The sequence below is a fragment of the Thiomicrospira microaerophila genome (assembly GCF_000934765.1).
GTDB lineage: Bacteria > Pseudomonadota > Gammaproteobacteria > Thiomicrospirales > Thiomicrospiraceae > Thiomicrospira > Thiomicrospira microaerophila.
In genome coordinates, this window is sequence record NZ_JYNN01000002.1 from 121129 (window position 1) to 140067 (window position 18939).

The window sequence follows — 18939 nt, forward strand, 5'->3', positions numbered from 1 at the left end:
ATCGGTATTTGGGTGGCAAGGAGCAATGAATGAATCCCACGATGATTAGAGAGTTAGCGAAAAGTATCCGTCAAGCTTTTGAGCATCATCAAGCGATTAAAATGCCCGTGATGCGCAAGGCGGAGTTTTCAAGCCTCCTGCATGAGATACGTATGTCTGAAACGATGTTGTCTTATGTGGCACGTCAGCGTTAAGCTTGGCCTGCTCAAAAGCTATAGCGAAAGCCCACTGTGAGTGCAGCATCTTTTTCAGAGTAAAGCAGACTAGTGGTTAGGGCGCTGTGCTGGCTGAGTAAATAGCCCAGCTGCAAGCTGGTGCTGTAGTTTTTTTGGTCTTCTCGGATATTGTTAATCCGCTGATTAATTCCCCATTCAATATTGGGTTTTGCCCAAGCACGAAAACCAAGGTCAATACCTTGATTTTTTTGGTTTAGTTTGATGCAGTTTGTTTCTGCGCAGGCTTTTGTGTCGTTAATATACTGGCCCAGATGGGTATAAATGTCAAACCGATTGAAAAAACCGAGTGCATAGCCCAGTTTAAAGCTGTAGCTCGTTTGTTGTAGTTTTGTGTGTTGGGTCGATTGCTGTGCTTGGGTGGTGTTTGCGCTAAAAATAAGCCCCGTTGCGGGGTGTTGGTAGCTGCCGCGAAAGCCCCATAGTGGAATTACCTTGTATTCATCGCTGCCAAGTTTGTTGGTATGCTCTAGTACAATAGGCTGGTCAAATAGCGCTGCGCCTAATTGGAGGTGCAGCGCATCATAGCTAAAATAATTTGTCATCGCATAGAGTGGCTGGGAAGAAAGCCCTAAGGCGATCAACCAGACCCATTTTCGCCCGCCGGACCTAGTTGGATTTTGCGGTGTTTTTAGTGTATTATTTCGCACAGTTTAAATCTCAATATTGAGTCTGAATGTATCATGTCAAGCCTTTTGTAGCGCGTCACTATTAAGCTGCCTTGGGTTCAAACGTTTCGATTATATCCCCTTTACGCTGTAAAACCGTTACACCTTTTGATAAAGCCTCTTGTTTGAGTTCATCATAAATTGAAAAGGTGGCTAACACCAAATGGTGCTTATAATCACGATACATAGGAGCCTGTCGGACTAAACCGGTCGAAGCGAAAAAAAGTCTGGTTTGAGTCAGTTTTTGTTCAATTCCGAGGAGAATAGCTAGCTATTTGACGAGGAAGTGGGCAAAAAATGGCCAAATCCAGCTTTTTTGCAGCCGATTGGCTTTAGTCCGACAGGCTCCTAGGGAATAGCTTTTTAAAGTTGGTGTACTTTTTGGTCAGCAGTTTGGTTAAATCGTCTCTATGTGCTTTGTATTTCACTTCAATAATCGCCACATCCTTACCGTTAACCATTACAATATCAAACTCATCCGTGAGCTTGCCTGCTTGTCGGGTTAGGTTTTTGTCCATAAAGTCATAGTGGATGCCGCCCAGTGTTTGGGTGACGCCGAGAGAGTTAAAAAAGAACTCTTCAGTGATTTCGCCTAAATTACGGCCGAAAGCGCCGAGCATGTCACCAATTTTTTCAAGTTTACGATCGGTTTTGGCTAGCTGTGCATCGGTTTTGGCTAGCTGTGCATCGGTTTTGGCTAGCTGTGAATCTGTTTTGGCTTGTGAAACAGCTAGACTGGCTACCAGTGCTTTTAATTCATCGTCGGTCATCTTGTTTGTTCTCATCTTTGCTTTTAATAATCAATAGTATAGCACAATTACTTTTTCTGGCATTGGATGCAATGAGGGTCTTGCTTTAGGTTGAATTGACGAAATTGCATAGTAAGCCCGTCAATTAAAAGCAATTTTCCTACCAATGTGGGTAAGCCGATTAGCGCTTTAATTGCTTCCATCGCCTGCATTGAGCCCACCATGCCGACTAGGGGTGATACAACACCATTGCGGCTGCAACTTTGGTCATTTGATGTGCCGGGTTTGTACAGACATTCATAGCAGGGTGAATCGTCATGTCTAAAGTCATAGGTGGTCAGCTGACCTTCCCAGCGAATCGCGGCGCCCGATACTAAGGGTTTTCTTGCTTTTAAGCAGGCCTGGTTGAGCGCATAGCGGGTTTCAAAATTATCTGAACAGTCTAAAACAATATCAACTTGTTGTATAAGCGCATCGAGCGCTTCGTTTTCAAGTTGATGGCTAATGACGTGCGTTTGGCAAAAATGGTTGAGTTGTGCCAGTGTGTGTGCGGCGGATTCGGCTTTGTTTTGACCAATGCGCTGTTCGTTGTGAATGATTTGGCGCTGTAAGTTGGAATCGTCTACCTGATCAAAGTCCACCAAGGTCAACTGACCCAATCCAGCGGCAGCAAGGTAAAGCGCGGCAGGCGAACCTAGCCCGCCAAGGCCAATAACCAGCGCGTGGGATTGCGCTAGTTTAAGCTGGCCGGCATAATCAATATCAGACAAAAGAATTTGGCGTGAAAAGCGGTTAAGTTGCGCATCGTCAAGTTCAGTCGGTGTTTTTTCAGTCGGTGTTTTATTGGGCTGTGTCATCATCGATTTTTCCTACAGTGACGCGCGGATGACCGCTCAAATCCTGGTGGGTTTGTACAGCGCAAAATCCGGCTTGTTTAAATAGCGTTTGTACCGCATCGGCTTGATTATAACCATGCTCAACCAATAACCAGGCCTGGTTGTTTAAAAATTTGGGTGCTTGTTCAATAATCTGGCGCAAATCGGCTAACCCATCTTGACCTGCGCTGAGGGCGCTGGCGGGTTCAAACCTTAAATCCCCTTGAGTAAGATGCGGGTCGTGGCGTTCGATATAGGGCGGGTTAGACACGATGCAATCAAAGCGTTGCTCAGCCAGCGCACTAAACCAATCACTTTGCAGCATCTTCACCTTAAGCTGGTGGCGCTCGGCGTTTTGGCGTGCGATATCAAGCGCATCGGTAGAGTAATCCACGGCGATCACGCGTGCGTCAGGGCGTTCATAGGCGAGGGCGAGGGCAATCGCACCCGAACCCGTGCCCATGTCTAAAATATGCGGTTGTTGGATCTGCTGGATTTTTTCCAGCGCCCGTTCTACTAGCGTTTCGGTATCCGCACGGGGGATTAGGGTGGCGGGTGAAACCGCAAGTTCTAGCCCCCAAAACTCTCGCGTACCGAGAATATAGGCGATAGGCTCGCCTGTAGCACGGCGTTGAACAAGTTCAAAAAACGCGCTGGATTCGGCATTTGACAGCCGTTTTTCTGGCCAAGTCAGCAAGTAGCTGCGAGTAACGCCAAGGCAGTGACAAAGCAATAATTCGGCTTCAAGCTTATGCGGATTGGCTTGCGAGGCCGTTTGCAGTTGGCTAACTGCCTCGCTAATGGCCTCTTTTATCAACCAGGCCTGGTTAGTCATTTGCGCTGAGTGCGGCTAGCAATTCAGCTTGATGTTCGTGTGAAAGCGGGTCAATCACACTGGATAGGCCGCCATTCATGATCTCATCAAGCTTGTATAGGGTCAGGTTGATGCGATGGTCGGTGCAACGACCTTGTGGGTAATTGTAGGTGCGAATGCGCTCTGAGCGATCTCCTGAGCCGACCAGACTTTTACGCTCCTGCGCAATCGCTTGGTCATGCACTTGACGTCTTGCATCCATAATGCGTGCCGCCAACAAGGACATGGCGCGCGCGCGGTTTTTGTGCTGCGAGCGCTCATCTTGGCACTCGACAATCGTACCGGTTGGAATATGGGTAATGCGGATGGCGGAGTCGGTTTTGTTAACGTGCTGCCCCCCCGCACCCGAGGCGCGGAAGGTATCCACTTTTAAGTCTGCCGGATTGAGTTCAACCTGCTCGACATCGGGTGCTTCCGGCATAATCGCCACCGTCGCGGCAGAGGTGTGAACGCGCCCTTGGGTTTCCGTGGTCGGAACGCGCTGAACACGATGTGCACCGGATTCAAATTTGAGTTTGGAATAAGCACCATCTCCGACAATTCGCGCGATGATTTCTTTATAACCGCCATGTTCGCCATCACTGGTATTGAGCACTTCAATTTGCCAGCGCTGGGTTTCGGCGTAACGGCTATACATTTTAAATAAATCGCCAGCAAAAATAGCGGCTTCATCACCGCCGGTGCCCGCGCGAATTTCTAGGAAAATATTGGCATCATCGTTCGGGTCGCGTGGCAGGAGCATTTTTTGTAAATCAAGCTCATAGGTTTCAATCGCTTTTTCCAGTGATGGGTATTCTTCTTGCGCCATTTCTTTGAGTTCACGGTCGCCTGAGGCAATCATCTCCTTGGCTTCTTCAAGATCCGCTTCGGCGCGTTCAAAGTTTTGATAAACCTCAACAATCGGCGTGAGTTGAGAATGTTCTTTTGATAAGTTGCGGAATTGATTTTGATCATTGACCACACTCGGGTCAGACAGCATGGCGCCGACTTCTTCAAGGCGCTCAACAAGGGTTTGGAGTTTTTGGCGAATCGAGGGTTTCATCGGGTATCCCTAGTTAAAATTGGATTAATGACGTTCTTTGTCAAATAATAATTGCTCAGCCATCTCAATCAAGTCTTGTTTGCCGGCAATGCCGGCTTCGTGCAATTGATAGCTGGGTGTATGAATCAGTTTGTTGGTTAGTTGGTGCGCCATACGCTGGATGACGGCTTCAGGTTTTTGCCCCAGTGCCAGTTGGTGCATCGCTTGTTGAATCATGGCATTTTTTATTGTTTCTGCTTGATGGCGATAGGCACGAATCAGCGGGTTTACACACTGTATTGCCTGATACTGACACATAAAACGCTCAGCCTGCATTTGAATAATGTCTTCGGCCTCATTGGCGGCATCCTGGCGTGAACGTTTGTTTTCAGAAATAATATCCTGAAGATCATCCACGCTATACAGATACACATCTTCAAAATCGTTAATACTAGCTTCAATGTCGCGCGGAACCGCAATATCGACCATAAACATGGGGCGGTGGCGACGCTTTTTGAGCGCTTGTTTGATTTGGTCACGCTTGATTAGCAGGGTAGGGCTGCCGGTTGAGGCAATAATCATATCCGCTTCATGCAGGTGTTTTTCGAGTTCATCCAGCTCAATCGCATAGCCGCCTAACTGTTCAGCAAGGGCATGAGCGCGGCTAAAGGTGCGATTGGCAATCACAATACGCCCTACATGACTTTCATGTAAATGACGCGCCACCAGCTCTATCGTTTCGCCTGCGCCAATCAGTAAGGCGGTTTGTTGCGATAAATCACCAAAAAACTGTTTAGCGAGCGATACCGCGGCAAAGGCCACCGATACAGGGCTAGAGCCTATTGCGGTATCCGTACGCACCTGCTTAGCGGTACGAAATACATGTTGGAACAGGTTTTCAAGCGTATGGTGAACGCTTTCGGTTTTGTGTGCTACATTATACGCATCTTTAATTTGCCCTAAAATCTGCGGCTCACCCAAAACCAGTGAGTTTAGCCCGCTTGCCACGCGCATGATATGGATAACGGCTTGCAGATCCTGATGGAGATAAATATAGGGGCGTAAGCTTTTATCGGCTAAGCAAAAGAATTGGTGCAGCCAATGAATAACGGGTTCAGCTTGTTTGTCTTTAACCGTGAAATAAAGTTCGGTGCGATTACAAGTGGAAAGAATGATGCTCTCTGCTACCAATTGCTGGTCTTTCAGTTCTTGAAGTGCGCTAAATACCCGATCTGCCGTAAAAGACACGGTTTCGCGAATGTTGACCGGAGCGGTTTCATGATTCACACCTAGAGCAAAAAGGTTCATGCGTTATTTAATGCCATTTCGAATTCAAAATAAAGGCGATGATTTTAGCCGATTTTGCACCAATTAACAAAACATCATTTTTTTGTAAGGGAAAGTTCATTTGAAATTGGTCTTAAAAATATGTTAGGGTAAAAAAGGTATACATTTAATTATCAACAAAAAGGAGCGTTTTTGGGTGTTTCATCTTGCTTTGGTTAAATTGGCAAGATGGCGTTAAAAACACAAAATAGTTATGAATATCATTATCAGACCCCCTAGTCTTCAAGACGGTGCGGCTATTACGCGATTAGTCAAAGAGTCGCAAACGCTGGATGTGAACTCCAGTTATCTCTATTTCCTGCTTTCAGATCATTTTTCGCCAACCTGTGCGATAGCCGAGGTTGATAATAAAGCCGTTGGTTTTGTCACCGCTTATCGTTTGCCCCAAGCCCCGAGTGTGTTATTTGTTTGGCAGGTAGCGGTTGAAGCCTCGATGCGTGGACAGGGCTTGGCAATGCAGCTATTGCAAAACCTGACCGAGCGCGATTGGTTTGCACAGATCAAGCAGGTGCAATGCACGATTTCACCCTCGAATCAAGCGTCGAATGCGCTGTTTGCTAAATTGGCTCAGCGGTTAGATTCGAAGGTTGAAATCCGCGACTACTTAACGTCTGTTCACCTCGGTAATGGTCATGAAGCTGAACCCTTAGTCAGCATTAGTCTAACCAAATAATAACCCTGGCAGACTATATTTGTCTGCACGGAGCTAACCCTCTATTAACAATAATTATTAAAAAAGGATACCTGTAAATGGATATTTCACTATTTGAACAGTATGAATCTAATGTACGTGGTTATATTCGTTCATTTCCAACTGTATTTGACACGGCCACCAGCGCAACGATTGTTGATGTTGAAGGTAAACGTTTTATCGACTTTTTTGGTGGCGCGGGTTCATTAAACTATGGTCATAACCACCCGTTAGTTAATCAGGCCTTAATCAATTACATTCAACGTAATGGCATTACCAATGCCCTTGATAAAGCCACCGTGGCGAAGCATGATTTTATACAAGGTTTTCAAGACATTATTTTGAAGCCGCGCGGACTGGATTACAAAATACAGTTTGTAGGGCCAACAGGGACTAATGGGGTAGAAACGGCGTTGAAGCTGGCACGTAAAATGAAGCAGCGCTCTAATGTTGTGGCGTTTACCAATGCTTATCACGGTCACTCTCTCGGTTCACTCGCGGTAACAGGCAACGAGTTTTATCATGATGATTATTATGGTGTCCCAACCAACGTGACCAAAATGCCTTATGACGGTTATTTCGACCATGAAATGGATAGCGTGGATATGCTACGCCATTACTTGAAAGATGGCAGCTCGGGTTATGATTTACCGGCTGCGATTATTGTTGAATCGATTCAAGGTGAAGGTGGGATTAATATTTCACGTGTGGAATGGCTTCAGAAGCTGGAAAAAGTTTGTAACGAGCTCGACATTCTATTAATTATGGACGAAATACAGGTCGGTAATGGCCGTACTGGTGATTTCTTCTCGTTTGAGCGTGCGGGCATTACACCTGATATTGTCACCGTGTCGAAGTCGATTGGTACTGGCTTGCCGATGTCGATTGTACTCATGAAGCCCCATGTTGATATTTGGGAGCCCGGTGAGCATACCGGTACCTTCCGTGGTAACAGCCATGCGTTTATCGCAGGCTCAGCGGTATTAGAATTGTGGCGTAATGATGACTTTAGTGCGTCAATCCGTTCAAAAGGTGCGCAGGTTGAAAAGGTGTTTAAAGCTATCCAAGCTCAGTTCCCAAATTATATTACCGATGTACGTGGCTTGGGCATGATTTGGGGAATGGAGTCACTGGTTGAAGGCTTTTGTAATGAAGTGTCGCGCCAAGCATTTTTACGTGGTTTGATTATGGAAACCGCCGGCGCCGCGGATCAAGTGTTGAAATTCCTTGCTCCGCTAGTTATCAGCGAAACCGAGCTGAATGAAGGTTTTGAAATCTTGCACGAAGCCGTCGTCGCCGCGGTTGAAATCTTTGAAAAGGGAAAAGCATAAATGATTATTAAGCGATTAAATGAAGTCATCGGTACCGATAGAGATGTTAAAGCCGAAAACGGCAATTGGGTCAGTCGTCGATTACTGCTCGCTAAAGAGGGCATGGGCTTTTCGATGCACGACACCACTATTTTTGCCGGCACAGAAACCTTTATACACTATGCTAATCATTTAGAAGCGGTGTATTGTGTAGCCGGTGAGGGTGAAATTGAAGACCTTGAAACAGGCATCACCACGCAGATAGAAGATGGCACCCTGTATGCGCTGAATGGCCATGAACGGCACTATTTGCGCGCACGTAAGGATATGCGCATGGTCTGTGTATTCAATCCTCCCGTAACAGGACGCGAAGTGCACGATGAAAACGGTGTTTATCCGTTGATTGTCGAATAGTATTGATAATCAATAGGTTGGATTGGTTTGGTGCTTGGAGTGTTAAATAAATTGAAAAAAGTGACGTTTTTTTTAAACACACGCTTGACACGCGGCACCAAATCTCTATAATACGCCTCAACAAGTTAAGCGCCTGTAGCTCAGCTGGATAGAGTACTCGGCTACGAACCGAGCGGTCAGGAGTTCGAATCTCTTCAGGCGCACCACTTTCAAAACCCTAGTTATTGATTTAGCTGGGGTTTTTTCGTTTCTGGTTCCCGATAATGTCATCAATACTGTAAAACTGTAAATGAGTTTATGTCATGCCCACTCTTAACGGCTTAACGCCGTTGGAATCTCCGTCGTTCACGGCGGGGGGGATGTCAAAAGACGGTGCCTGCGTTGGTTTTGGATGATGTGGCGGAGGTTTGCGTTGTAAATCTGTCGATGTTGGCGTTAAAAGTTTACAAAAATAATATAGCCACATGCGATGCTTACGAACAACGTAATGACGTTTTCTGCAAAGCTTCCTGTCTTAATGGTGATAATGGAGTTAAATCTCATTTTTAGAGGGTAGGCGAGGGGAATACCGCTTTTGCATATAAAATCTGCCGCAAGGTGTGAAACATAACCTATTGCAAATGCGTTGAGGTATTGGCTGCTAAAATTAAAATGCCAGCCGGTAAATAAAATTGCGGCAACCATGAGGGCCGAGTGGGTGATGCCACGATGGCCAAACATAGATGAAATAGGAAGGCTCAGCACGCGTAATCTTCGACCTATCCACGAGCCAGGATGGTCGATGTCCGGTGATATCGAACCCAATAAGGCAACGATGAGAAGGATTGGGGTGAGTTCACTAAACCCGGTCATCACAGATTCGTATGCAAGATAACTACCGCCGCCAATTAATAAGTGGGATTTGACTAAAATACGCTATTCCTTTTTTAAAGTGATTGTATTGAATGTTTTGGTTAACGCGCTTATGGGGCAAGGGCGTGACCTTTTGGGATCGGATTATAACGTCTGGGTTCTGTTGTACCTAATCAATTATTGTCAAATATTCGGGCTTAAAAGCCAATTTGTACTGGATTTGATTTAGGTTTTTGTTCAAAATGAACAAGGAGGGGGTGAAAGTTGAGGTCCTCGGTTGTTTTGATTGGTGAATTTGCGATAAACAGGAGAAAATCATGAGAATGCTGCATACCATGCTACGCGTAGGGGATTTACAACGCGCAATTGACTTTTATACCGAAGTGCTGGGGATGACTCTTTTGCGCCAAAAAGACTATCCAAAAGGTGAGTTTACGCTGGCGTTTCTAGGTTATGGCGATGAAGCTGAACATACCGTGTTAGAGTTGACCTATAACTGGGGTGTGAGCGAGTATGAAATGGGCACCGCTTACGGCCATATTGCACTTGAGGTCGAAGACGTGTATAAAGCCACCGCGGATGCCAAAGCCAAAGGTTGTACCATCCTGCGAGAAGCGGGGCCGATGAATGCCGGTACGACAATTATTGCGTTTTTGGCGGATCCTGATGGTTATCCAATCGAGTTGATTGGTGCGGATCACGTTAGAACATAAAACGTTCCAATCTATTCTAACCCCCAGGAGCCTGTCGGACTAAACCGGGCTTTTTTGCAGCCGATGGGCTTAGTCCGACAGTCTCCTATGTATTTAAATTTTGTTAAAGGAAAAAACAATGAGTCAATTTGATGGTGTTAGCGTTGTAAAACAAGCCAATATTTATTTTGATGGCAAGGTAACCAGCCGTATTGTTAAGTTTGCAGATGGTTCGCGTAAAACTCTGGGCATTATGATGCCGGGCGACTATGAGTTCGGTACTGATGAAGACGAATTGATGGAAATATTAGCGGGTGAAGTAGAAGTGTTGTTGCCAGGTGAAACGCAATGGCAAACGATTGTCGGCGGTGAGTCATTTGAAGTGCCGGCCAATGCTAAGTTTGGCATTAAAGTGAAGGCGGTGACCGACTACTGCTGTTCTTACTCATAAATAACACCAGGATTCTGTCGGCGCGCCGACAGACTCCCAAAAGGGGCACCGATGGATCATCGATTTGCTGAGTTTATTGATTTACTAAAAAGTTTGATCCGTCAGCCTTGTGTGGTCGGTGCCGAACATTCGTTTTTTCGCGTACTACAGCGTGAGCTAGAAGAGCGCGGCGCCAAGGTCACTTGGTATGAAGGCTTGCTGGTGGCGCAGGGTGATAAGCCCAATAGCGCGATGTTCTCGGCACATATTGATCGTCATGGACTGATTTGTACAGGCCCAAATGAGTTTCAGTATGCCGCCTTTGTATCCGGGCATCGTTCCGATTTGCTTGGCAATGCCGTCAGCGAAGAGTTGATGCAAAAAATTAGCGAACGTTTTGAATCCACGCCGGTTATGGCCTATGAACCCTGGTCGGGCGCTTACCGCGGATCGGGCGTGATTAAAAATACCTCGATTTGTGAATTTCGTAATAACTTGATTTTTGAGCTAGAAGGGCTGGAACATCTCGTTGCGGGTACGCCCGTTGCGTTTCGTGATGGGCTGAAAATTGAAGGCAACCTACTCAGTGGACAGCTTGATAACGTTCTGACGGCGGCATTATTGGTGCATCTGTTTAGCTTAGGATTTGAAGGCACCGCGTTTTTTACTGCCCAAGAAGAATCCGGTTCGAGTTGGCGCTATTTGCTTGAATGGTTTCGACGCTTTGGCGGCTCGACCAACCAGCTCATTGTGGTCGATACCAGTCCCTATCCCGATCGCAAAGCGGCCGATGTGCAACAAGTAGTGTTGCGTCGCAAAGACAACCATGCACACTACAACACCCAAACCACCAATCAACTAGTGAGCCTTTGTGAGCAACTAGGCATTAGCTATAGTTTTAAAGATGCATTTGTTGAACAACAAAATAGCCAATTAGCGGCAAAAGGTTTACCCCCTAAATCGCTAGGCAGTACCGAAATGGGGCGCATTACCCTGGCGTCTAATGGTTTTGTCCATGGCACCACCTTGCAAATTCCGACGACCGGCTACCATACCATGTCAGAAACGGCCTCAATCGAATCCTGCGAAGCTTTTTTAAAGATTCTTACGGTTTTAGCAGAGGTGTAAGTGTTTTACAATTCAGGGCAAACGCATCTTAAATAAACAATAAATCAATAAGTTACAACCCATAAGCGCGCCCACGTTGAACGTCATTGCCATTAAGCTTAGAAAATGCCCGTCATTGCGAGGAGCGTAGCGACGCGGCAATCTCCCAAGGTCGCGCACAGCCTGCCAGAGATTGCCACGGCCTTCGGCCTTGCAATGACGCGCAATATTTGATGACTTAAGGCAATACAAACCCAATCGTGTTTTGAACATCGCGTAGGGTTTTTTGTGCTTGTTCGCGGGCTTGATCGGCGCCTGTTTTTAAAACATCGCGAAGAAAGGTTTCATCTTCACGAATGGCATAAAATTTTTCTTGAATGGGTGCCAGATAATCAACGATCAGTTCACCAAGTTCCACTTTTAAATGACCATACATTTTGCCTTCAAACTGCGCAACAACCTGTTCAATTGTCTGGCCGCTGATAACCGAATAAATCGTTAGTAAATTCGATACCCCCGGTTTGTTGTCTAGATCATATTCAATCACATTCCCAGAGTCGGTCATGGCTTTTTTACATTTTTTTAGAATGGTTTTAGGGTCATCAAGTAAGCCGATAAAATTGTTTTTATTTTCATCAGACTTCGACATTTTACTGGTTGGGTCTTGCAAGCTCATAATCCGTCCGCCTGAGGTGGTCGGCGCGATAAAAGGCTCGGGGATTTTAAATATTTCGCGACCAAAACGATTGTTATAGCGGTGCGCCAAGTCGCGTGTGAGTTCAAGGTGTTGTTTTTGATCAGCACCAACCGGAACCAGTTCGGTCTGATAAAGCAAAATATCCGCCGCCATCAATACAGGATAATTAAACAGTCCCGCATTAATATTATGTTCATGTTTTTGTGATTTGTCTTTGAACTGTGTCATTCGATTCAGCTCACCCATATAGGTCGAACAGTTTAGAATCCACGCTAGTTCCGCGTGCTCAGGGACGTGTGATTGAATAAACACCGTGCTTTTTTTGGGGTCGATTCCAGAAGCAAGATAGAGGGCGACAAAATCTAAACTGCGCTTTGCTAAAGCCTGCGGATCTTGTTCTACCGTGATGGCATGCATGTTGACGAGTGAAAAAAGACACTGGTAATCATCTTGGAGCTTGACCCAATTTTTAATGGAACCAATATAGTTGCCAATCATTAAATCACCCGAAGGCTGAATCCCGCTAAACAAAATTGGTTTGCTCATACTGTTCTCGTGGTTTGTAGGTTTAAATCGGATTATTCTAGCTGAAGTTGGTATTATTTTTAAGTCTAACAGCGCGATTAACAATCACCATTTGGGTTATAAAAAGTAATATAAACAAGAAAAACAACCAATGTTCAGCAATCCCGAGCTGTAAGTGAAACAAGCCTAATAAGCCAGATAAAATAGCGAGGGTTACAATAATAATGAGTGCTTTTTTGTCCGTTAAGCCAAATAAAATCAACAGATGGTGAATATGGTTCTGGTCAGCCTTAAACGGCGACATACCGTTATACAGACGCACAAACATAACACTAAATACATCGAGAATAGGGATTAACAATAAAAATACTACACCGATCGGGGTTAAAAAATCGGATTGCTCATTGTGGGTTGCGATTAATAACCAAGCGCAAAAATAACCGAGCAACGTACTCCCAGCATCCCCTAAAAAAACCTTGCGTTTAGAGCCCGCAAGCCCAAGATTAAATACCAAAAAAACACCAAGAGCAATCAAAAGAGAGCTAGCAACAAGAAAGAATATATTTTCAAATGAAGGATTTAACGCAATAACAAAACACAATACCACAGCCGCCAAACCGGCAGACAAGCCATCAATGCCGTCAATCATATTAAAGGCATTGATAGCCGTCACGACTGCCGCAATGGTAAAAAGCGTTGCCCAGTCGCCTAAAAAAAGCGCTGTGCCCGGAAGGATGAAGCCCAAGCTAAGTACCGCGTTATCGGCACCTACTACTAATAAGCTTGCGGCCACGATTTGGGCGAACAGACGAGCCGTTGGTTTAATATGGTTTCGATCATCCACGAAGCCCGTAGCAAATAACACTAAGGCCCCCGCGATAACATACATATAATCAGCCGTTAAAAAACCACTCACCATGATTTCAAGCGTAACCACTAAAAAGAAAATCAGAAACAGCCCGACACCACCGACCAACGGCGTGCCCTCTTTATGAAGGTGGCGCTCTAAATGAGGGGTATGGATAAGTTTAAAATACGGTGCCCAATGGTAAGCTTTATAAAAAACAATAAATGAGATAACTAAAATTAAACAATAAAAAAATACAATTTCAAAGTGCATAGAATTCACAAGTAATGATTGTTGAGCTCACATTTTAGTGTAGATTTGTACTTAAGTGAATTGAATGCACTTAAAATAAGGCAAAAAATTACAGTATTCGGAACAGATCCCATCCGCAACACGGAGCCAGCCAACTTGCATTGCGAGGCTAAAAAAACACACGTCATTGCGAGGCTAAAAAAACACACGTCATTGCGAGGCTAAAAAAACACACGTCATTGCGAGGCTAAAAAACCACACGTCATTGCGAGGCTAAAAAAACACACGTCATTGCGAGGCCAAAGGCCGCGGCAATCTCTCGCAGACTGCGCACGCCCTTGAAAGATTGCCGCGTCGCTGCGCTCCTCGCAATGACCGACACCCATGGAAGCCAGCTATAGGCGCGCGTGAATACCTTAGACGTGTGGGGTCGCGGAATAAAGAAATTTGCCAGAGTTCTGGGGCCTTGGTGTATAATCTCGTGAATTAAACCTGTTTTTAAGCAATCAAAAATACTAGGCTCAAGAAATATGCGCGCACCTACGAATAACGTAAAAATTATTTTATTCACGGCAACCTTGCTTACAGCGGGTTGCCAAACACATCCGGTAGCCACCAGCTCACAACCTGCCGAGCAGAGCGCAAATAGCGCGGCGCTCGCTATCCCAGCCGACCAGAACGCTTTTATATTGCCTTATTCGCCTTGGGGTGAACAGGTTCAGGTGGTTAATATCGATCGCTATACCGCGGCAAGTGGGAGACACTGCGCGCGCTTAGAGCTAGCGCCGCCTCAAAACCAAACAGCCCTAGTTTGTCAAAATCCAGCAGGCGAGTGGCATCCTGCCCGTCAATTCTAAATACGCTAAATACGCAAAATACACAAAAACAACGGTCAGCCAATAACAGACAAATAACAAGCAGCGCATAATAAGAAGTTAAACATGAAGCTAAAAACACAACACCTAAACGCAATCAAACGCACCCAGCTTGGCTTAAAAAGCCTACTAGCAGGCCTGGTTCTGCTTATCGCGCCCCAGGTTTATGCCCTGGGTGATGCGGCGGGTAATTTACCTAGTGGTCAACAAGCCTCGGCCATGACCGCCGATCAAGCGGCACAAAACCAACAACAAACCTGGCAAACCGCCAGTTTTCAAGCCCAAAGCGCCAAGCCTCAGGCGGCTGAAAGCCTATTCGGTGAACAGCTTTTTGCCGGTGGATTTAGTGGTGTGCGAGCAGACGGCATGAACCAAAATTACCGCGTACTGCCTGGCGATCAAGTGATTATTCGTATCTGGGGTAATATCGAAGCCGAGCGTGTCGTCCCCGTCGATACCCAAGGCAATATCTTTATCCCCAGCATTGGCCCGGTTCAAGTGCTCGGTCTATCCCCCAGCCAGCTGGATGCCAAGGTGCGCGGCTCGGTTAAAAGCATCTACAAAAGCAATGTAGAAGTCTATACCCAATTACAAGGCGTTCAGCCTGTTGGCGTTTATGTGTCGGGTTATGTGCCCAACCCAGGGCGCTATGCCGGCACACCGCATGACTCCGTGCTGTTTTTCCTTCACCAGGCAGGTGGCATCGACCCAAAAACCGGCAGCTTCCGCCAAATCCAAATTTTACGCGAACAAAAAGTCATCGCGGATATTGACCTCTACGACTTTATCGTATCGGGAGAGGTCCCCACCCATCAATTTCAAGAAGGCGATGTTATTTTGGTAAAACAGCAGGGCGCTAAAGTCACCTTGCAAAAAACCAGCGTGCTGCCATTCCAACAACTCCACTTTGAACTCAACCAACAACACATGATGGGCAGCGATTTATTGCGCTATACCCAATTCCCCTCCAATATCTCGCATGTATTGTTAAGTGGAACACGCCAAACGCTGCCCTATAACCAATACCTAACCCTAGAAGACTTTAAAAACAGCGAACTCAATAGCGGCGACATCATCAACCCGCAAGCCGATATGCGCAACAATAACATCATCATCAAACTCGAAGGCAGCTTTCTAGGCCAATCCCACTTTGTCTTGCCAAAAAACGCACGCCTAGCCGAACTCCTCGACAATATCCCGGTGGATGCCGATCTTACCGATATCGCCAGTATTTCCATTCGTCGAGAAGCCGTAGCAGAAAAGCAAAAGCAATCGCTTGATGCCAGTTTGCGTCGCTTAGAAACCACCTACCTGACCGCCTCATCCTCAACGCCGCAAGAAGCCGCGATACGGGTGCAAGAAGCCCAATTGATTACCGAATTTGTGCAACGTGCGCAGCAGATAGAACCAAATGGTCGAATGGTCGTCGCCACGGCGGAGGGCATTATGAATGTACGCCTGCAGGATGGCGACATTATCACCATCCCCACTCAATCCGAAGCCGTCATGACATCTGGTCAGGTCCTCGTGCCGACCGCATTAGTCTATAGAAAAGGCATGACTGTCCAAGACTACATAGACCTATCTGGCGGCTTTACACGCCAAGCCGACAAAAAAAGCATCGTGTTGATACGCCAAAGTGGCGAAGTCATCGCGGATCGCACCGCGCCGGTTTACCCCGGTGATGAAATCCTAGTGTTACCCAAAGTACCAACCAAAAATATCCAGCTCGCCACCAGTATCACCCAAATACTCTACCAAATTGCGATTGCCGCCAAAGTCGCGCTGGATTTATAAGTTATGCTAACCCAGCGCACCCCATGGCAAATCACCCGCAGCGTATGGTATGCGCTTTATATGCGAGAATTATTAGCGCGAGTCATAAATAATCGATTTGCATGGTTCTGGATGGTGTTTGAACCTCTAGCATTTATTGCCATTATGGTAGCGGTAAGGGTGGTGGTATTTGGAAGGGAAAAAGTGTTAATTAATGCTGATTTTATTCCTTGGCTAATTGTTGGTTTATTAAGCTTTTTCTTGTTTAGAGAGCAAATGATCAGGCTAATGGGTGCAGTAACTGCAAACAAAGCACTTTACGCATATCGTCAAGTAAAACCTGTTGATACGGTGTTTGTCAGGAGTGGGTTAGAAGGGCTGTTGAAAACATTCGTGTTTTCACTGTTTATTGTCTTTGGGCTTTTGTTAGCGATTCCTATGTGGCCGCAAGATTGGTGGGTAGTGTTATATGCATGGCTTTCACTCTGGGCATTAGGGTTTGGTATAGGCTTAACCCTATCGGTGTTAGCCACAATGGTAGAAGAAGTGGGCATAATATTTAGAATGCTCACCTTGCCACTGTTACTGATCTCAGGTGTTATTATCCCCTTAACCTATCTGCCTCATCATTTAGTTGAATATTTGCTATATAACCCAATCGTGCACGGTATAGAAACAATAAGACTCGGTTTTTACCCAGACTACCACACAGTCCAAGGAATAACGATGCAGTATTTATGGTACTGGGCGCTATCCACCACAGCTTTAGGATTAATATTACACCTGCGCTTTGAAGCTAAGTTAAAAACCAAGTAATTTCAATATAGACATGATAGAAATAAAAAACCTATACAAACGCTACCATAACCACCATGCGAACAGCTGGGTTTTGGAAAATGTAAACTTAACCATACCGCCAAATGTCAGCGTTGGCCTAGTAGGCCCAAATGGCGCTGGCAAATCCACACTTCTGCGACTTATTGGTGGAATGGATACCCCCGATAAAGGTGAAGTAATTCGGCACAGCTCTCTATCTTGGCCTGTTGGCCTGTCGGGTGGTTTACAAACATCGTTAACAGGGCGAGAAAATGCTAAATTTGTAGCGCGACTATATGTGCCGGAAAAAGACGTGCCAAATATCGTTAAAAAAGTAGAAGACTTTGCCGAAATAGGCGCAGCATTTAATGATCCGGTAAAAACCTATTCATCCGGTATGAAGTCCAGACTAAGTTTTGGCCTATCACTGGCATTTGATTTTGATGTTTACATATCAGACGAAGCCACCGCGGTAGGTGATAAAGCCTTCAAAGAAAAAGCCAGTAAAGCCTTCAAAGAAAAAGTAGGTCAAGCTAGCTTAATTATTGTCTCTCATTCTACAGGAATACTAAAAGAACTATGCCAAGCGGGTATATGGTTGGATCAAGGCAAAGCAATATGGTATGACGACATAAATGAAGCTATCGAAGCCTACTACCAAAGTGCGGGCTTTAGCGACAAGAAAAAACTCAACTACCGTCGGATAGCAAGAAAATATAAAAAAATGGCAAATGCCCAAAAACAAAAAATTAGCGCGTTGCAAAATCAGATTACAGAACTACAAGAGGCCAATCCCAACCCATGACAAACACATTCAAACCTTACTGGTATCTATCCCTCGTGCTGATATTCGCCGTCGGGGTATACTGGCATTTTTTTGCAACAGATCGTTATGTTTCGCAAAGTCATGTTGTGCTAGAAAGCCCTAAAGTTGCCATGCCACAGATGACCATGCAAAGCATGCTAACAGGCACAAGCTCCGGAAATAAAGCCGACATGCTTTTACTCCGTGATCACCTGCTTTCCGTTGATATGCTAAAAAAATTAGACGCCCAACTTAACATTCGTCAACACTATACGACCCCAGAAGCAGATTACTTTACTCGGCTTAGCGCGCAAGACCTGCCGATTGAAAAATTGCACGACTACATGCAGCGAAGAATCAAAATAGAACTAGATGAATACGCCCAGTTACTCCGCGTTAGAGTCGAAGCATTTACGCCCGAAAAAGCACAAAAAATTAATGAGTTTTTGCTCAAAGAAGGCGAAGCCCATATGAATGAGATGGGAAAACGCCTCGCCCAAGAGCAAATCAACTTTTTAGAGCAACAACTAAAACAACTTGAAAACAACTTTGATCAAGCTCTACAAGACCTACTTGACTTTCAGAATAAGATCGGACTTGTCTCACCCCAAGGAAATATTGAAAGCATTAGCGGTATCATCACCAGTTTGCAAGCAGAGCTGGCTAAATCACAAGCTAAAAAAGCCGCACTATCACAGTTTCAAAGTGCACAGTCCTCTGAAATAATAAGGGTCGAATCAGAGATTCAGGCACTAACAAATCAAATAAATATCGAAAGGCAAAAGCTTGCCCAGCAATCCGGTGAAGCACTTAATGCCGTAACCTCTCAGTTTCAAATACTAGATTTCAGGTTGCAGTTTGCCCGAGAAAGCTACTCCGCCGCACTCGCCGCGCTAGAAGGCACGCGTATAGAAGCCGCGCGCACCCTCAAGCAAGTATCCGTTTTACAAAGCGCAAGCCTCCCCGAATACGCAATAGAGCCAAGAAGGCTGTATAATTCCACGGTATTTGCAATTGTAATGCTATTTTTGACATTAATAGCACACATGGTGGTGCTCATTATCAAAGACCATAAAGCCTAAA

General features: G+C 45.6%; 22 protein-coding genes and 1 tRNA gene. 13 read left to right on the top strand and 10 right to left on the bottom strand.

Annotation, left to right across the window (positions count from 1 at the left end; translation table 11 throughout):
* The first annotated feature begins 29 nt into the window (after positions 1–29).
* Positions 30–194 carry a hypothetical protein gene (locus NA59_RS14995; protein ID WP_157792527.1) on the top strand — a complete coding sequence of 55 codons (165 nt, stop codon included), beginning with the start codon at positions 30–32 and terminating at the stop codon, positions 192–194.
* Positions 195–205: 11 nt separating this feature from the next.
* Here NA59_RS14995 and NA59_RS01540 read toward each other — a convergent pair whose 3' ends face one another.
* The 7 genes from NA59_RS01540 to hemA form a co-directional block, all read right to left on the bottom strand.
* Positions 206–883 carry a hypothetical protein gene (locus tag NA59_RS01540; protein ID WP_232504009.1) on the bottom strand — a complete coding sequence of 226 codons (678 nt, stop codon included), beginning with the start codon at positions 881–883 and terminating at the stop codon, positions 206–208.
* A 61-nt stretch (positions 884–944) separates the two neighbouring features.
* Positions 945–1088 (bottom strand): hypothetical protein, encoded by a 144-nt coding sequence (locus tag NA59_RS15000; protein ID WP_157792528.1) that lies wholly within the window; start codon positions 1086–1088, stop codon positions 945–947.
* 145 nt (positions 1089–1233) lie between these two features.
* Positions 1234–1686: a hypothetical protein gene (locus NA59_RS01545; RefSeq protein WP_198401028.1), complete on the bottom strand. Its 453-nt coding sequence runs from the start codon at positions 1684–1686 to the stop codon at positions 1234–1236.
* Between the two features lie 32 nt (positions 1687–1718).
* The gene (locus NA59_RS01550) at positions 1719–2510 is read right to left on the bottom strand and encodes a HesA/MoeB/ThiF family protein (protein WP_232504010.1); all 792 of its coding nucleotides are present in this window, start codon (positions 2508–2510) and stop codon (positions 1719–1721) included.
* Entirely contained in the window at positions 2491–3360 is an 870-nt protein-coding gene (prmC, locus tag NA59_RS01555; protein WP_044406898.1) for a peptide chain release factor N(5)-glutamine methyltransferase, read from the bottom strand. Before prmC ends, NA59_RS01550 begins: the two co-directional genes overlap by 20 nt.
* Positions 3353–4441: a peptide chain release factor 1 gene (prfA, locus tag NA59_RS01560; protein ID WP_044406900.1), complete on the bottom strand. Its 1089-nt coding sequence runs from the start codon at positions 4439–4441 to the stop codon at positions 3353–3355. Before prfA ends, prmC begins: the two co-directional genes overlap by 8 nt.
* A 24-nt stretch (positions 4442–4465) precedes the next feature.
* A complete protein-coding gene (gene hemA / locus NA59_RS01565) occupies positions 4466–5728 on the bottom strand; it encodes a glutamyl-tRNA reductase (protein ID WP_044406902.1) in 1263 nt (420 codons plus the stop codon).
* A gap of 232 nt (positions 5729–5960) precedes the next feature.
* Between hemA and ectA the strand changes: the two genes are divergently transcribed.
* The 4 genes from ectA to NA59_RS01585 all read left to right on the top strand — a co-directional run bounded on the left by ectA (position 5961) and on the right by NA59_RS01585 (position 8388).
* Positions 5961–6440, top strand: coding sequence for a diaminobutyrate acetyltransferase (gene ectA / locus NA59_RS01570; RefSeq protein ID WP_232504011.1), 480 nt, complete (start codon positions 5961–5963; stop codon positions 6438–6440).
* A gap of 77 nt (positions 6441–6517) precedes the next feature.
* The gene (gene ectB, locus NA59_RS01575; RefSeq protein WP_083944840.1) at positions 6518–7789 is read left to right on the top strand and encodes a diaminobutyrate--2-oxoglutarate transaminase; all 1272 of its coding nucleotides are present in this window, start codon (positions 6518–6520) and stop codon (positions 7787–7789) included.
* On the top strand, positions 7790–8182 hold the full coding sequence (locus NA59_RS01580) for an ectoine synthase (protein ID WP_044406905.1): 393 nt from the start codon (positions 7790–7792) through the stop codon (positions 8180–8182).
* A 129-nt stretch (positions 8183–8311) separates the two neighbouring features.
* Positions 8312–8388, top strand: a tRNA-Arg gene (locus tag NA59_RS01585).
* A gap of 229 nt (positions 8389–8617) precedes the next feature.
* On the opposite strand, the gene NA59_RS01590 is transcribed toward NA59_RS01585, so the two are convergent.
* A complete protein-coding gene (locus tag NA59_RS01590) occupies positions 8618–9094 on the bottom strand; it encodes a metal-dependent hydrolase (RefSeq protein ID WP_083944842.1) in 477 nt (158 codons plus the stop codon).
* Between the two features lie 257 nt (positions 9095–9351).
* Here NA59_RS01590 and gloA point away from each other — a divergent pair, with 257 nt between their 5' ends.
* From gloA to NA59_RS01605, 3 genes are all read left to right on the top strand, one after another.
* Positions 9352–9747 (top strand): lactoylglutathione lyase, encoded by a 396-nt coding sequence (gloA, locus tag NA59_RS01595; protein ID WP_044406908.1) that lies wholly within the window; start codon positions 9352–9354, stop codon positions 9745–9747.
* A gap of 118 nt (positions 9748–9865) precedes the next feature.
* Positions 9866–10177, top strand: a complete 312-nt coding sequence (ppnP, locus tag NA59_RS01600; protein WP_044406911.1) for a pyrimidine/purine nucleoside phosphorylase — start codon at positions 9866–9868, stop codon at positions 10175–10177.
* Positions 10178–10228: 51 nt separating this feature from the next.
* Positions 10229–11284 (top strand): peptidase M42, encoded by a 1056-nt coding sequence (locus tag NA59_RS01605; protein WP_044406913.1) that lies wholly within the window; start codon positions 10229–10231, stop codon positions 11282–11284.
* 217 nt (positions 11285–11501) lie between these two features.
* On the opposite strand, the gene trpS is transcribed toward NA59_RS01605, so the two are convergent.
* Together trpS and NA59_RS01615 are read right to left on the bottom strand one after the other, a co-directional pair.
* Positions 11502–12506: a tryptophan--tRNA ligase gene (gene trpS / locus NA59_RS01610; protein ID WP_044406916.1), complete on the bottom strand. Its 1005-nt coding sequence runs from the start codon at positions 12504–12506 to the stop codon at positions 11502–11504.
* Positions 12507–12543: 37 nt separating this feature from the next.
* Complete coding sequence (locus tag NA59_RS01615; RefSeq protein ID WP_044406918.1) at positions 12544–13605, bottom strand: MraY family glycosyltransferase; 1062 nt, start codon at positions 13603–13605, stop codon at positions 12544–12546.
* A gap of 509 nt (positions 13606–14114) precedes the next feature.
* Here NA59_RS01615 and NA59_RS01620 point away from each other — a divergent pair.
* The 5 genes from NA59_RS01620 (at position 14115) to NA59_RS01640 (ending at position 18938) form a co-directional block, all read left to right on the top strand.
* Positions 14115–14441, top strand: coding sequence for a DVU3141 family protein (locus tag NA59_RS01620; RefSeq protein WP_044406921.1), 327 nt, complete (start codon positions 14115–14117; stop codon positions 14439–14441).
* An 84-nt stretch (positions 14442–14525) separates the two neighbouring features.
* Entirely contained in the window at positions 14526–16256 is a 1731-nt protein-coding gene (locus NA59_RS01625; protein ID WP_096777568.1) for a polysaccharide biosynthesis/export family protein, read from the top strand.
* 3 nt (positions 16257–16259) lie between these two features.
* On the top strand, positions 16260–17051 hold the full coding sequence (locus NA59_RS01630) for an ABC transporter permease (protein ID WP_044406924.1): 792 nt from the start codon (positions 16260–16262) through the stop codon (positions 17049–17051).
* A 13-nt stretch (positions 17052–17064) separates the two neighbouring features.
* Complete coding sequence (locus NA59_RS01635; protein WP_044406927.1) at positions 17065–17856, top strand: ABC transporter ATP-binding protein; 792 nt, start codon at positions 17065–17067, stop codon at positions 17854–17856.
* Entirely contained in the window at positions 17853–18938 is a 1086-nt protein-coding gene (locus NA59_RS01640) for a chain-length determining protein (RefSeq protein ID WP_044406930.1), read from the top strand. The genes NA59_RS01635 and NA59_RS01640 overlap by 4 nt, the downstream gene beginning before the upstream one ends.
* The last annotated feature ends 1 nt before the right edge of the window (position 18939 follow it).